12 protein-coding genes and 1 pseudogene are annotated in these 14635 nt (G+C 73.4%); 9 read left to right on the forward strand and 4 right to left on the reverse strand.

All coding sequences use genetic code 11. The features are described from left to right. Positions 1-64: 64 nt before the first annotated feature. A complete protein-coding gene (locus AQJ58_RS21135; protein ID WP_067252296.1) occupies positions 65-481 on the reverse strand; it encodes a spore wall synthesis regulator SsgD in 417 nt (138 codons plus the stop codon). A gap of 223 nt (positions 482-704) precedes the next feature. Between AQJ58_RS21135 and AQJ58_RS21140 the strand changes: the two genes are divergently transcribed. The 3 genes from AQJ58_RS21140 (at position 705) to mmpA (ending at position 2830) form a co-directional block, all read left to right on the forward strand. Next, entirely contained in the window at positions 705-1814 is a 1110-nt protein-coding gene (locus AQJ58_RS21140; protein WP_234360153.1) for a beta propeller repeat protein, read from the forward strand. 65 nt (positions 1815-1879) lie between these two features. After that, the gene (locus AQJ58_RS21145; protein WP_067252298.1) at positions 1880-2575 is read left to right on the forward strand and encodes an endonuclease V; all 696 of its coding nucleotides are present in this window, start codon (positions 1880-1882) and stop codon (positions 2573-2575) included. 108 nt (positions 2576-2683) lie between these two features. After that, on the forward strand, positions 2684-2830 hold the full coding sequence (gene mmpA, locus AQJ58_RS43870; RefSeq protein ID WP_199844638.1) for a morphogenic membrane protein MmpA: 147 nt from the start codon (positions 2684-2686) through the stop codon (positions 2828-2830). A gap of 31 nt (positions 2831-2861) precedes the next feature. Here the strand turns inward: mmpA and AQJ58_RS21155 are convergent, their stop codons facing one another. Beyond that, positions 2862-4034 carry a saccharopine dehydrogenase family protein gene (locus tag AQJ58_RS21155; RefSeq protein WP_067252301.1) on the reverse strand — a complete coding sequence of 391 codons (1173 nt, stop codon included), beginning with the start codon at positions 4032-4034 and terminating at the stop codon, positions 2862-2864. A 110-nt stretch (positions 4035-4144) separates the two neighbouring features. On the opposite strand from AQJ58_RS21155, the gene AQJ58_RS21160 reads away from it, so the two are divergent. From AQJ58_RS21160 to AQJ58_RS21180, 5 genes are all read left to right on the forward strand, one after another. Then, entirely contained in the window at positions 4145-4525 is a 381-nt protein-coding gene (locus AQJ58_RS21160) for an MmcQ/YjbR family DNA-binding protein (protein WP_067252303.1), read from the forward strand. Positions 4526-4652: 127 nt separating this feature from the next. Next, entirely contained in the window at positions 4653-5825 is a 1173-nt protein-coding gene (locus AQJ58_RS21165) for a CaiB/BaiF CoA transferase family protein (protein WP_199844639.1), read from the forward strand. Between the two features lie 35 nt (positions 5826-5860). Continuing rightward, the gene (locus tag AQJ58_RS21170) at positions 5861-7075 is read left to right on the forward strand and encodes an acetyl-CoA C-acetyltransferase (protein ID WP_067252307.1); all 1215 of its coding nucleotides are present in this window, start codon (positions 5861-5863) and stop codon (positions 7073-7075) included. Positions 7076-7119: 44 nt separating this feature from the next. Continuing rightward, complete coding sequence (locus AQJ58_RS21175) at positions 7120-9297, forward strand: 3-hydroxyacyl-CoA dehydrogenase NAD-binding domain-containing protein (protein WP_067252309.1); 2178 nt, start codon at positions 7120-7122, stop codon at positions 9295-9297. 128 nt (positions 9298-9425) lie between these two features. After that, a complete protein-coding gene (locus tag AQJ58_RS21180) occupies positions 9426-10679 on the forward strand; it encodes an acyltransferase family protein (protein ID WP_067252311.1) in 1254 nt (417 codons plus the stop codon). On the opposite strand, the pseudogene AQJ58_RS21185 reads toward AQJ58_RS21180, so the two are convergent. Further along, positions 10619-11295 (reverse strand): annotated as a pseudogene (locus AQJ58_RS21185) (MerR family transcriptional regulator). The gene AQJ58_RS21180 and the pseudogene AQJ58_RS21185 sit on opposite strands and share 61 nt — an antisense overlap. 184 nt (positions 11296-11479) lie before the next feature. Here AQJ58_RS21185 and AQJ58_RS21190 point away from each other — a divergent pair. After that, on the forward strand, positions 11480-12946 hold the full coding sequence (locus AQJ58_RS21190) for an amino acid permease (protein ID WP_067252313.1): 1467 nt from the start codon (positions 11480-11482) through the stop codon (positions 12944-12946). A 168-nt stretch (positions 12947-13114) separates the two neighbouring features. On the opposite strand, the gene AQJ58_RS21195 is transcribed toward AQJ58_RS21190, so the two are convergent. Beyond that, positions 13115-14602, reverse strand: a complete 1488-nt coding sequence (locus AQJ58_RS21195) for a M1 family metallopeptidase (protein ID WP_067252314.1) — start codon at positions 14600-14602, stop codon at positions 13115-13117. Between the last annotated feature and the right edge of the window lie 33 nt (positions 14603-14635).

The raw sequence follows: 14635 nt of genomic DNA on the forward strand, positions 1-14635 counted from the left end.
ACCGCTTCAGACCATAGGAGGGGCCTGCGGCCCCGTCAAAGGATTAAATCCGGCCGCCCGCGGCTCAGCAGGCGTCCCGCATCAGCTGCGCGAGGTCGCGGTCCAGATCGAGCTGGAGGTGCTCCAGACCGACCGGCACCAGCTCCCCGCTGGCGCTCAGGAAGCGGCGCACGTCCGACGAGTGGACGTGCACGACGGCGGTGCCCTCGGGGGCGTGGAACTCCAGCACCGTACGGTCGTACCCGTACGGGCGCACTCGGACGTCGCCGTGGCCCTCGGCCCGCTCCAGCCCCGCGGCCAGCAGGTCACGGGCGAACGTCCAGCAGACCTCGACGCCCTCCAGGGTCGCGGGGGCCGGGAAGGTCATCCGGACGGCGAACGGATCGCTCCGGTCGTAGTGCAGCATGGCGGGGATGCTCGGCATCCGAGGCGCGGCGGCGACCAGGCGGGCCTCAACGGGCTGCTCGATGACGGTGGACAACGCCTTGCTCCCTTGCTGACGAGGACGGACTTCCGGCCGGACGGGGACCGGATACAGGAAGAGACGCTGGATTCGGCCGATCCGTGCCCACCGATGACGAGTGACCTCGGTCACCGCCTTCATGCGCCGGAGTGACACACCTCTCGTGCCGTCGCGGGCAGGGGAGTGGAGGCGGCGGAGGCCCTCTGGACGCCACCGGGACCGTGGGCTAGCTTCCCGCGCCATGAGGCGCTTGGGGAAGACGCTACGCACGGTAAGGACGGTAAGAACTGCGCGAAGGAGGGCGTGGGCCGCCGCGGCGGCCCTCTGCGCGGCGGCGCTGGCCACGCTGCCCGCCGCGCCCGCCCACGCGCACGGCGATCCGCACTGGGCGCCGAAGGACACCGGCAGTCCCTCGGTCCGCTTCCGCGGGCTGTCCGCCGTCGACCGGCACACCGCCTGGCTGTCGGGCACCCGGGGCACCGTGCTGCGCACCACCGACGGCGGGGCGAGCTGGCGGGACGTCTCCCCTCCCGGCGCCGCCGACCTGCAGTTCCGCGACATCGAGGCGTTCGACGCGCGCCGCGCGGTGGTGCTGGCGATCGGCGAGGGCGAGGCCTCGCGGGTCTATCGCACCGACGACGGCGGGGCGACCTGGAGGGAGTCCTTCCGCAACACCGACGCCCAGGCGTTCTACGACTGCATGACCTTCTTCGACCGCCGCCACGGCCTCGCGGTGAGCGACCCGGTGGACGGCAGGTTCCGCATCCTGTCGACCGCGGACGGCGGCCGGTCCTGGACGGTGCTGCCGGACACCGGCATGCCGGCCGCCCTGGACGGCGAGGCCGGCTTCGCGGCCGGCGGCCAGTGCCTGGTCTCCGCCGGGCCGAGAGACGTGTGGCTGGCCACCGGCGGCGCGGCACGCGCGCGGGTGCTGCACTCCGCCGACCGCGGACTGACCTGGACCGCCGCCGACACGCCCGTCCCGGCGGGCGACCCCGCGCGCGGGGTGTTCGCGCTCGCCTTCCGCGACCGGACGCACGGCCTCGCCGTCGGCGGGGACTACCGCGCCGGTCAGCCCTCCCCGGACTCCGCCGCCACCACGGGCGACGCCGGCCGCAGCTGGCGCTCCGCGGCCGGACCGCCGCCCGCCTACCGCTCCGGCGTGGCCTGGCTCCCGCACCGCCGCGCCGCCGCCCTCGCCGTCGGCCCCACCGGCACCGACCTGACCACCGACGCGGGCCGCACCTGGCGCACCCTCGACACGGGCTCCTACGACACCGTCGACTGCGCGCCCGACGGCGGCTGCTGGGCGTCGGGCGAACAGGGGCGGGCGGCACGCCTGGAGCACTGACCGGTCCCGGCCCCCGGGAACCTGATCGCGGACCCGCCCGCGTCAGCCGTACGCTCGTCACCACCATGACGACAGTTGACATTCCCGCGGGCTGGCCCGCGACCGAGGAGGAGGCCCGCGCCGTCCAGGACGAGCTGCGGGGCCGGGTGGTGCTGGACGAGCCGGGCCCGCCGCCCGGGACCGGCCGGGTGACGGGGGTGGACGTCGCCTACGACGACGAACGGGACGTCGTCGCCGCCGCGGCCGTCGTGCTGGACGCGGCGGGCCTGGACGTCGTCGCCGAGGCCACCGCCGTCGGCCGGATCTCCTTCCCGTACGTGCCCGGTCTGCTCGCCTTCCGCGAGATCCCGACCGTGCTGGCCGCCCTGGACGCCCTGCCCGTCCCGCCCGGCCTGGTCGTCTGCGACGGCTACGGCCTCGCCCACCCGCGCCGCTTCGGCCTCGCGAGCCACCTCGGCGTCCTCACCGGCCTGCCCACGATCGGCGTCGCGAAGAACCCGTTCACCTTCACGTACGACGACCCGGACGCGCCGCGCGGAGCCTCCTCGCCGCTCCTCGCGGGCACCGAGGAGGTCGGCCGGGCCCTGCGCACCCGACGGGACGTCAAGCCGGTCTTCGTCTCCGTCGGCCACCGCACGACCCTGGCGGACGCCTGCGCCCACACCCTCGCCCTGACGCCCCGGTTCCGTCTGCCGGAGACGACCCGCAGGGCCGACGCGCTGTGCCGGCGCGCCCTGCGGGAGGCGACGGGCGGGCCCTGACGGACCGCTGGGACCGGCCCGGCACCCGGCACGCGCACGCGCGGTGAGTACACGGTCTGAGTATCCGTACGGATGCGGGCGCCGTCCGGCGGCGGCGAGGCTGTGCCCATGACCACGCACCGTGCCCCGAAGCCCCTCGCCGACCCCGACCGGCCCGTCGAGCGCGTCGTGAACGCCGCCCTGATCCTCGCCGTGCTCGCGGGCCTCGGCTGGATCGTGGGCATGATCTACACGCTCGTCGAGTGGCCGATGTGAGCCGGCGCGCCGCGGCGGCGGGCGGGTCCGCTCAGCGGCTCGCGGCCACCCGGAAGCGGATGCCCGCGCGGATCAGCCGCTCGGTCAGCGCGTCGCCCATCGCCACCGCCGTGGTGACCTGTCCCGCCGTCGGCGGCAGGTCGTCGCAGGCCAGCGCCAGCGCGCCCTCGGCGAACATCTTCGCCGTCTCGTCGTAGCCGGGGTCGCCGCCCGAGACCTCCGTGAACACCCGTCGGCCGCCGCCCTCGCCGACGAACCGGACCGAGAACCAGCTCCGGGCCCGGGTCTGCGCGCTCGGCCCCTCCCCGGGCCTGAGCCGGCCCGACAGCCAGCGCCGCGCGGGCGGCAGCTGGGCGGCCGCGACGACCGTCCCGACGGCCGCGACCCCGCCCACGGCGACCGGCAGCCGACGTACGGCCGCGTAGTGGCGGTAGCGGAAGTCGGGGCCGTACCGATCCAGCGCCTTCGCCGACCGGCACACGATGTGCCGGTCCACCGTCGGCAGCGGCAGCGCCCAGGCGCCGACCTCCGGGGCGAACCTGGGGGTGCCCGCGGGAGCGGTGGCCCGCCTGCCCATCAGCCGCGGCTCGTGCCGGCGCCGGTCCCGCGCGGCCGAGGCCAGCTGCCTCCTGCGCGCGAACTGACCCAGCGCCGAGGCGAACGTCCCGCCCGAGAAGGCGGCGTTCGCCGTCACGAAGCCGTCCACGGTCAGCGGCACGCCCTCGGGCAGCTGCCGGACGGTGAAGTACGCGCCGAGGTCGTGCGGGACGGAGTCGAAGCCGACGGCGTGCACCAGCCGTGCGCCCGTCTCCCGCGCGCGGGCGTCGTGGCGGACGTACATCAGGTCCAGGAACTCCGGCTCGCCGCTGAGGTCCAGGTAGTCGGCGCCGGTGTCCGCGCAGGCGGCGACCAGTTCCTCCCCGTACTCCAGATAGGGGCCGACGGTCGTGGCCACCACGCGCGCGTGCTCCGCGAGGGCGCGCAGCGACGCCGGGTCCGCGGCGTCGGCGGTGAGCACCCCGGCCGGCCCGCCGAGCCGCTCGCGCAGGCGTTCCAGCTTCTCGCGGCTGCGGCCGGCGACCGCCCAGCGCAGATCCCGGGGCGCGTGGGCGGCGAGATACTCGGCGGTGAGCGTCCCGACGAATCCGGTCGCGCCGAAGAGCACGAGGTCGTACGGACGGTCCGTCCTCTTTAGCCTGCTCATGACACCCCTTGCCCGTTCATGACACCTCTTGGTCCCGCAGCCCGCGCCGCTGTCGGTGGCTGAGGCTAGCGTGAGGAGTGCGCAGCCGACGACGAGCCCGGAGGCAGCAGGTGACGGTGGACCGGAACGCCCTGAAGAAGTGGCGGAAAGTGCGCGAGTTCGCGCTCGGGCTGCCGGGCGCGACCGAGGAGTTCCCCTGGGGCGGTTCGGTCGCCAAGGTCAACCGCAAGGTGTTCGTCTTCCTCGGCGTCGACGACGGCAGTCACCCGCTGGGCGTCACCGTCAAGCTCCGGGACGAGACCGCCCACGCGCACGCGATGGCCGCCCCCGGCGCCGAGCCCACCGGGTACGGCCTGGGAAAGGCGGGCTGGGTGAGCCTTCCGCTGCAGGAGAAGGGCGCCCCGCCGGCCGACCTGCTGTGCGACTGGGTCGAGGAGAGCTACCGCACCATCGCGCCCAAGCGGCTCATAGCCGAGCTGGACGCCCGCTGAGCCGGTGCCGACCGGGGACATCCGCCCTAGACTGGCTAAGCGCTTGCTCGCTCGGCTCTCGTGGCCACTGGAACACGTTCTTACCATCACGGGTGTTACATCGGTTGTGTCACAGCAAGGGGGCTGGATGACGACGGCACACACCTCCGGGCACGGCCCGCTCGCCGGAGTGCGCGTGGTGGAGCTCGCCGGCATCGGCCCGGGCCCCTTCGCCGCGATGCTGCTGGCCGACCTCGGCGCCGACGTGGTCCGCGTGGACCGCCCCGGCGGTCCCCCCCTCGCCGTCGACCCGGCCCACGACGTCACCAACCGCAACAAGCGCTCGGTCGTCGTCGACCTCAAGGCACCCGACGGCCCCGCCCGCGTGCTCGATCTCGCCGCCCGCGCCGACGTGCTGATCGAGGGCAACCGGCCCGGCGTCGCCGAACGGCTCGGCGTCGGCCCCGAGGACTGCCACGCCCGCAACCCCCGACTGGTCTACGGCCGGATGACCGGCTGGGGCCAGGACGGCCCGCTCGCCCACCGCGCCGGCCACGACATCGCCTACATCGCGCTGACCGGCACCCTCGGCATGATCGGCGCCCCGGACACCCCGCCGCCCGCCCCCGCCAACCTGCTCGGCGACTACGCGGGCGGCTCCCTCTACCTCGTCGTCGGCATCCTCGCCGCGCTCCACCACGCCCGCGTGAGCGGCACCGGCCAGGTGGTCGACGCGGCGATCGTGGACGGCACCGCCCACCTCTCCACCATGATCCACGGCATGCTCGCGGGCGGCGGCTGGCAGGACCGGCGCGCCGCCAACCTCCTCGACGGCGGCTGCCCCTACTACGGCACCTACGAGACCGCCGACGGCGGGTACATGGCGGTCGGCGCCCTGGAACCGCGGTTCTACGACGAGTTCACCGGCCTCCTCGGACTCGGGGACTTCCGGGACGCCCGCAAGGACCGGACCCGCTGGGGCGAGCTGCACGAGGCGGTCGCCGCCCGCTTCCGGACCCGCACCCGGGACGAGTGGACGGCCCTGTTCGACGGCACCGACGCGTGCGTGGCGCCCGTGCTCTCGCTGCGCGAGGCCCCGCACCACCCGCACCTCGCCGCCCGCGGCACCTTCACCGACCACGGCGGCATCACCCAGCCGGCCCCCGCCCCCCGCTTCTCCGCCACCCCCACGGCCGTCCGCTCCGGTCCCGCGCGGCCCGGCGCCGACACGGCGCGGGTCGCCCGCGACTGGGACGTACCGGGGCTGGTGGACGACCTCGTGAAGACCTCCGTGAACGACCTCCCGCGCCAGGGCGACTGACCCGTTCGGCCCCCCCTCCCCGAAAGGCTTGACCAGTGAGCACCGAAGCGTACGTGTACGACGCGATCCGCACCCCGCGCGGGCGCGGCAAGGCGAACGGCGCCCTGCACGGCACGAAGCCCGTCGACCTCGTCGTCGGCCTCATCCACGAACTCCGCGACCGCTTCCCAGGCCTGGACCCGGCCGCGATCGACGACGTCGTCCTCGGTGTCGTGGGCCCCGTCGGCGACCAGGGCTCCGACATCGCGCGCATCGCCGCGATCGCGGCAGGGCTGCCGGACACGGTGGCGGGCGTGCAGGAGAACCGCTTCTGCGCCTCGGGTCTGGAGGCCGTCAACCTGGCCGCCGCCAAGGTCCGCTCCGGCTGGGAGGACCTGGTCCTCGCGGGCGGCGTGGAGTCGATGTCCCGGGTGCCGATGGCCTCCGACGGCGGCGCCTGGTTCAACGACCCGATGACCAACCTCGCCGTCAACTTCGTGCCGCAGGGCATCGGCGCCGACCTCATCGCCACCATCGAGGGCTTCTCCCGCCGGGACGTCGACACGTACGCGGCGCTGTCGCAGGAGCGGGCGGCGACGGCCTGGAAGGAGGGCCGCTTCGACCGCTCCGTCGTCCCCGTCAGGGACCGCGCCGGCCTCGTCGTCCTCGACCACGACGAGCACCTGCGCCCCGGCACCACCGCCGACTCCCTCGCCGCCCTCAAGCCGTCCTTCGCCGACATCGGCGAACTCGGCGGCTTCGACGCGGTGGCGCTCCAGACGTACCACTGGGTGGAGAAGATCGACCACGTGCACCACGCGGGCAACTCCTCCGGCATCGTCGACGGCGCCTCCCTGGTCGCCATCGGCTCCCGGGAGGCCGGCGAGCGGGGCGGCCTCACCCCGCGCGCGCGGATCGTCTCCGCGGCCGTCTCCGGATCCGAGCCGACCATCATGCTCACCGGCCCCGCCCCGGCCACCCGCAAGGCCCTCGCCAAGGCCGGACTGACCATCGACGACATCGACCTCGTCGAGATCAACGAGGCCTTCGCCGCGGTGGTGCTGCGGTTCGTCAAGGACATGGGCCTGTCCCTGGACAAGGTCAACGTCAACGGCGGCGCCATCGCCCTCGGCCACCCCCTCGGCGCCACCGGCGCGATGATCCTCGGCACCCTCGTCGACGAACTGGAGCGCCAGGACAAGCGGTACGGCCTGGCCACCCTCTGCGTCGGCGGCGGCATGGGCATCGCCACGATCGTCGAGCGCGTCTGACCCTTCCCGGCGGCACCCCCACAGACTTCTACGGAGACCCCGTCATGACCGAGAGCACCACCATCCGCTGGGAACAGGACCGCACCGGCCTCGTCACCCTCGTCCTCGACGACCCGAACCAGTCCGCCAACACCATGAACGCGGCGTTCCGCGCCTCCCTCGCCGCGGTCACCGACCGCCTGGAGGCGGAGAAGGACACCATCCGCGGCGTCATCCTCACCTCCGCCAAGAAGACCTTCTTCGCCGGCGGCGACCTGCGCGACCTGATCCGCGTCACCCCGGAGACCGCCCGGGAGCTGTTCGAGGGCGGCCTGGAGATCAAGCGCAACCTCCGCCGCATCGAGACCCTCGGCAAGCCCGTCGTCGCGGCGATGAACGGCGCGGCCCTCGGCGGCGGCTACGAACTCGCCCTCGCCTGCCACCACCGCATCGCCCTCGACGCCCCCGGCGCCAAGATCGGCTGCCCCGAGGTCACCCTCGGCCTGCTCCCCGGCGGCGGCGGAGTCGTCCGCACCGTCCGCCTGCTGGGCATCGCCGACGCCCTCCTGAAGGTCCTCCTCCAGGGCACCCAGTACGGCCCGCACAAGGCCCTGGAGAACGGCCTGATCGACGACGTCGCCGCCACCCCCGAGGAACTCCTCGCCAAGGCGCGCGCCTTCATCGACGCGAACCCGGAGGCGCACCAGCCCTGGGACAGGCCGGGCTACCGCATCCCCGGCGGCACCCCGGCCCACCCCAAGTTCGCCGCCAACCTGCCGGCCTTCCCGGCCACCCTGCGCAAGCAGACGGGCGGCGCCCCCTACCCGGCGCCGCGGGCCATCCTCGCCGCGGCCGTCGAGGGCTCCCAGGTCGACTTCGAGACCGCGCAGGTCATCGAGGCCCGCTACTTCGTCGAACTCGCCGCCGGCCAGACCTCGAAGAACATGATCCAGGCGTTCTTCTTCGACCTCCAGGCCGTCAACTCCGGCGCCAACCGCCCGCAGGGGATCGAGCCCCGCCAGGTCCGCCGGGTGGCCGTCCTGGGCGCGGGCATGATGGGCGCCGGCATCGCCTACGCGTGCGCCCGCGCGGGCATCGACGTCGTCCTGAAGGACGTCACCCCCGAGGCCGCGGCCAAGGGCAGGGGCTACTCCGAGAAGCTCTGCGCCAAGGCCGTCGCCCGGGGCCGTACGACCCGGGAGAAGGCGGACGCGCTGCTCGCCCGCATCACCCCCACCGCCGAGGCGGCCGACCTCGCGGGCTGCGACGCCGTCATCGAGGCCGTGTTCGAGGACACCGCCCTCAAGCACAAGGTCTTCCAGGAGATCGAGCACGTCCTCGCCCCCGACGCGCTCCTCTGCTCCAACACCTCCACGCTCCCCATCACCGCCCTCGCCGAGGGCGTGGAGCGCCAGGAGGACTTCATCGGCCTGCACTTCTTCTCACCCGTCGACAAGATGCCGCTCGTGGAGATCATCAAGGGCGAGCGCACCGGCGACGAGGCGCTCGCCCGCGCCTTCGACCTGGTCCGGCAGATCAGGAAGACGCCGATCGTCGTCAACGACTCGCGCGGCTTCTTCACCTCCCGGGTGATCGGCCACTTCATCAACGAGGGCGTCGCCATGGTCGGCGAGGGCATCGAGCCCGCCTCGATCGAGCAGGCGGCCGCCCAGGCCGGCTACCCGGCCAAGGTGCTCTCGCTGATGGACGAGCTGACGCTGACGCTTCCGCAGAAGATCCGCCGTGAGTCCCGGCGCGCGGTGGAGGAGGCGGGCGGCACCTGGACCGCCCACCCCGCCGAGGCCGTCGTCGACCGCATGGTCGACGGGTTCGGCCGCCCCGGCCGCAGCGGCGGAGCGGGCTTCTACGAGTACGCCGAGGACGGCTCCCGCGGCGCCCTCTGGCCGGGCCTGCGCGAGCACTTCACGCGCGCGGGCGGCGAGATCCCCTTCCGGGACATGCAGGAACGCATGCTCTTCTCCGAGGCCCTCGACACCGTCAGGCTCGTCGAGGAGGGCGTGCTGACCTCCGTCGCCGACGCCAACATCGGCTCCCTGTTCGGCATCGGCTTCCCCGGCTGGACCGGCGGTGTGCTCCAGTACATCAACGGCTACGACGGGGGACTGCCCGGATTCGTGGCACGCGCGCGTGAGCTCGCCGCACGCTACGGCGACCGCTTCACCCCGCCCGCCCTGCTGGTGGAGAAGGCGGAACGGGGGGAGACCTTCACCGACGCCCGCTGACACCCCGCGCGCCGGACCCCGTGACCTCCCCGGGGCTCACGGGGTTCGCCCCGTGGGCCCCGCCGCGTAACGCTCCTCGCGCCCCGGTCCAAGAACAGCCGTAGGGACCACGGGAGGAAGGGACGCGTGTGGACGGCACGAGGCGGTCACGGCTGGACTGGCTGGACGTGCTGCGCGCCGTCGCGGCCCTCGTGGTGGTGTTCGACCACGCGTCCGCCACCTTCCTGCCGGAGTTCCGGCGCGAGCTCATGCCAAACTTCAACACCAGCCGCTACGGCATCACGGTGTTCTTCCTCGTCAGCGGCTACATCATCCCCGCCTCGCTGGAACGCCGCGGTTGTGTCCGCGGCTTCTGGACCGGCCGGATCCTCCGCCTCTACCCGCTGTGGGCGCTCGCCGTCGGCGCCGTCCTCGTCCTCGACCTCGCGGGGGTCACCCGGACGCGCGGCGGGCCGAGTGCCGTCGCCGTGGCCGTCGCCCACCTCACCCTGCTCCAGGAACTGCTCGGGACACCCGGTCTGCTGCTCGTCCTGTGGACGCTGTCGTACGAGATGGCCTTCTACCTGCTGGTCGTCGCCCTCTTCACCCTCCGTCGGCACCGGCGGTCGGCGACGGTCGCCGTCACCCTCGCCGTGGGCGCCGCCCTCGGCGCGCTCACGGGCGGCGGGCTGCCGGTCTCCGCCCTGGCCGGCCTGGTCGGCACCGGCCCCCTGATCGCCGCCGCCGCGGCCGTGCTGGCTGTCTCCGTGTGCGCCGCGAGCGCCGGACCGCCCGCACTGCGGGTCGCCGGGGGAGTGCTGGGCGGGCTCCTGGCGCTCGCCCTGGTGGCGTTCGACAGCACGGTGCCGCAGTGGGAGAGCCTGGTGATCCTCGCCGTGATGTTCCTCGGCACCGCCGTCCACCGGGCCGAACACGGCCAGAGCAGCCGACGGGCCGCGGTCTGCGCGGCGGCCGTGGTCGTGCTCTGCGCGGTGGGCAGCGCCTGGTGGTACGGCGACGGCCACTACTTCACCCGGCGCGGCTGGATCACCGCGTTCCTGCTGGCCCTGCTCACCTTCGCCGCCGGATTCGCGGCGCGCCGGCGGCGGATCCTGCGCGGGCCCGCCGCGCTGGGCGTGATCAGCTACTCGGTCTACCTGCTGCATCCGGTGCTGCTCACGGCTGTCGACGGCACGATCGGCCGGCAGCGGCGCGACGAACCCCTGCTGCTGGTGGCCTTCCTCGCGGTGCTGCTGCCGCTGTGCGCGCTGACGTACCGCTGGATCGAGGCGCCCGGCCAGGCCTGGGGCCGCCGGCCGGCCCGCCGTGCGCCGGCCGTCCCTCAGCCGCCCGGCCGCGCCTCCGACAGCCACAGCCGCAGCTCGTCCCGCAGCGAGCGCTGAAACGTCGTCAGCAGGGCCTGGACGACCAGCGGACGCATCTGCGCGGTCAGCGAGCGCACGTCCTGCGCGTCCCGCTGCGCCACCGCCTCCCGCAGCAGCCCGGACAGTTCCTGCGCCGCCGCGCGCGCGTGCTCGATCAGCGTGGTGCGCGCCGCGAGATCACCTCCTGCGACAGCGGTACGTCGAGCAGCCGCACCCCGAGCGGCAGCAGACCGGAGTCGATCCGGTACCCGCCGTCGGGGGCGACCTCGACGACGTCCATCGCCACCAGCCGCCGCAGCTCCTCGCCGCTCACCGGCTCGTCGGTGTCCGGCGCCCAGGACGCCACCACGGCCCGGTGCACGGCGAGGTCGTGGGCGTCGAGGCCGGGCGGCAGCTGCCCCAGGTAGCGCTCGATCGCCGCCAGGGTCAGGCCCTGCCGCTGGAGCTCCTCGATCAGCTCCAGACGAGCGAGGTGCTCCGGGCCGTAGTGCCCGACCCGGCGCGGGCCGATCACGGGCGGCGGCAGCAGGCCCCTGGTGCCGTAGAAGCGGACCGTGCGGACCGTGACCCCCGCGCGTGCGGCCAGCTCGTCGACCGTGAGGGGCGGCTCGTCGGTCTCGATCGTCTTGCGCAGCAGTATCGCCGCCGCGGGGGCGGCCGTGTGAGAAGTAACGCTCTGTGACCTGCGACACGTGTGATCGCGGGGGCCTCTGGGAAGCTGCTGCACTGGTCCGCGTCCCTACCCGGGAGCCGCCGGCCACGACCGTACGGACACCCGGACCCACGAGGTCCGGGCGCACCAGAGAGTGGAAACACCCGTGAGCAAGGACGCCGTGCACACGGCCGAAGTCGCCGCCCACCCCCAGGCGACCGCGACGCCCGCGGACGCGGGCGACGCCGGCTACAGCAAGGATCTCAAGCACCGCCACGTCAACATGATCGCCATCGGCGGCGCCATCGGCACCGGCCTCTTCCTGGGCGCCGGAGGACGCCTCCACAACGCGGGCCCGGCCCTCGCGCTGGCCTATCTGGTCTGCGGCGTCTTCGCGTTCTTCGTCGTCCGCGCCCTCGGCGAGCTGGTCCTGTACCGGCCCTCCTCCGGCTCGTTCGTGTCGTACGCGCGCGAGTTCCTCGGCGAGAAGGGCGCCTATGTCGCCGGCTGGATGTACTTCCTGAACTGGTCGACGACCGGGATCGCCGACATCACCGCCATCGCGCTCTACACGCACTACTGGAGCATGTTCACCAGCGTCCCCCAGTGGGTGCTGGCGCTGATCGCCCTCGCGGTGGTCCTGGCGGTGAACCTGATCTCGGTGAAGATCTTCGGCGAGATGGAGTTCTGGTTCGCCATCGTCAAGGTCGCCACCCTCGTCGCCTTCATGTGCGTCGGCGTCTTCCTGCTGGCCACCCGGCACCAGGTCGGCGGCCAGACTCCCGGACTCCACGTGATCACCGACCACGGCGGAGTCCTCCCGCACGGCCTGATGCCGGTCGTCCTCGTCATGCAGGGCGTGATCTTCGCGTACGCCGGCCTGGAACTGGTCGGTGTCGCCGCCGGGGAGACCGCCGAGCCCGAGAAGATCGTGCCGCGCGCGGTGAACTCCATCATGTGGCGCGTCGGCCTCTTCTACGTCGGCTCGGTCGTCCTGCTCGCCCTGCTCCTGCCGGGCTCGGTCTACTCGGCCGACGAGAGCCCCTTCGTGACGGTCCTGTCGAAGATCGGCGTCTCGGGCGCCGGTGACGTCATGAACCTGGTCGTCCTGACCGCCGCGATGTCGTCCCTGAACTCCGGCCTGTACTCCACCGGCCGCATCCTGCGCTCGATGGCCATGGCGGGCTCCGCACCCCGGTTCACCGCCCGGATGAACCGCAGTCAGGTGCCCTACGGCGGCATCCTGCTGACCTGCGCGGTCTGCGTCCTCGGTGTCGGCCTGAACTTCCTCATGCCGGGCCAGGCCTTCGAGATCGTGCTGAACGTGGCCTCCCTCGGCATCATCAGCACCTGGGTGATCATCATGATCTGCCACCTGGTGTTCGTCCGCCGCGCCCGGGCGGGCCTCCTCGAGCGGCCCTCCTTCCGCCTCCCCGGCAGCCCGGTCACCGAACTGGTCACGATCGCCTTCCTGCTCGCCGTCCTCGGCCTCATGTGGAACGACCCCGAGGTCGGCCGCAAGACCCTGCTGCTGATCCCGCTGATCGCGGCCGCCCTCGTCGGCGGCTGGTTCGCGGTGCGCGGCCGGGTCTCCAAGGCCGCCGACGCCGAGCTGGCCGACCTCACGAAGTAGCAGATCAGGCCCCCTGCCCGTACACGGTGAGCAGCGCGCGGCCGAAGGGGCGGGGGGAACTGCGCGACCAGCCCCCCGCGGCCCGCACACGCGTACCGGCGGGGGGAATCGCGGCGAGGAACAGCGCCCGCGCCTCGTGTTCACGGCGCCACCCGGGGCCGCCCCTGCTCAGTGCCCGTGCACCCCGTTGGTCGCCTCGATCTTCTTCCAGGCCGCCGGCCGCACCACCGGGACCCGTGCGGTGAGCCCGGCCCGCGCCGCCGCCTCGGCCGGCTTCGACGGCTGGTACAGCCAGGTGTCGAAGAGCGCGCCGAGCCGCTTGCCGGAGACCTGTTCGGCGTAGGCCCGGAAGTCGGCGATGTCGGCGTTGCCGTAGGCACGGCTCCGGGGCCAGCCCTTGAGGACGGCGAAGAACGCCTCGTCGCCGATCTCCTTCCGCAGCGCGTGCACGGCAAGGGCGCCCCGGTCGTACACGGCGATGTCGAACTGCTTGTCCGCGCCGGGGTCGCCCGGCTTCACCGTCCAGAACGCGTCGTCGGCCGGATGCGAGGCGTACACGTAGTCGGCCAGCTCCTGCGCCGTGCCCTCGCCCTCGTGCTCGGACCACAGCCACTGCGCGTACCGGGCGAAGCCCTCGTTGAGCCAGATGTCCTTCCAGCCCTTGAGGGAGACCGAGTCCCCGTACCACTGGTGGGCCAGCTCATGGACGACGACGGAGGTGTTGGCGCCGTTCGCGAACTGCCGGGGGCTGTAGTACACCCGGCCCTGTGTCTCCAGCGCGAACCCGGTCGTGGTGTTCGGCACGTAGCCGCCGGCCGAGGAGAACGGATACGGCCCGAACACACCGCTCAGCCAGTCGACGATCTCCCCGGTGCGCTCCACGCTCGCCCGCGCCGCCCCGTCGTTGTCCCCGAGGTCCTTGCTGTAGGCGTTGACGACCGGGACGCCGCCCTCGGAGGTGCCGGTGGTGAGGTCGAACCTGCCGAGCGCGAGGGTGGCCAGATAGGTCGCCTGCGGCTTGTTCTGCCGCCAGGTCCAGCGGGTCCAGCCCAGACGGGACGTGGTCGACTGGAGCGTGCCGTTGGAGATCGCCTGGGTGCCGTCCGGCACCGCCACCGACACGTCGTAGGTCGCCTTGTCCAGGGGATGGTCGTTGCTGGGGAACCACCACCAGGCCGACTCGGGCTCGTCCGCCGCGACCGCGCCGTCCGGGGTCCGGTGCCAGGTGGAGAAGCCGTACGCGCTCTTCGTCGACGGCACCCCTGAGTACCGGACGACGACGGTCAGAGGCGTCCCCTTCGCCAGCGCCGCCTTCGGGGTGACGACCAGTTCGTGCTCACCGGACCGGGCGAAGGCGGCGGCCGTGCCGTTCACCCGCACCTCACTCACGTCCAGCAGGAAGTCCAGGTCGAAGCTCGACAGGTCCTCGGTGGTCCGGGCGAGGATCGTCGCGGTCCCCGCCAGCTCGTCCGTCGCCGGACGGTACGTCAGCCGCAGGTCGTAGTGGGAGACGTCGTAGCCGCCGTTGCCGTACGCCGGGTAGTAGGGGTCGCCGATGCCCGGGGCACCGGGGGACGCGCCTGCCGCGGACGCCGGGACCGCCAGCAGGACGGACGCCGCGGCGAGTGCGCCGGGCACGAGGAATCTGCGGTGCACATGAGCTCCAAGTCGTGGGGGTACCAGGGCTGT

The organism is Streptomyces sp. DSM 15324 (assembly GCF_001514285.1).
Classification (GTDB): domain Bacteria; phylum Actinomycetota; class Actinomycetes; order Streptomycetales; family Streptomycetaceae; genus Streptomyces.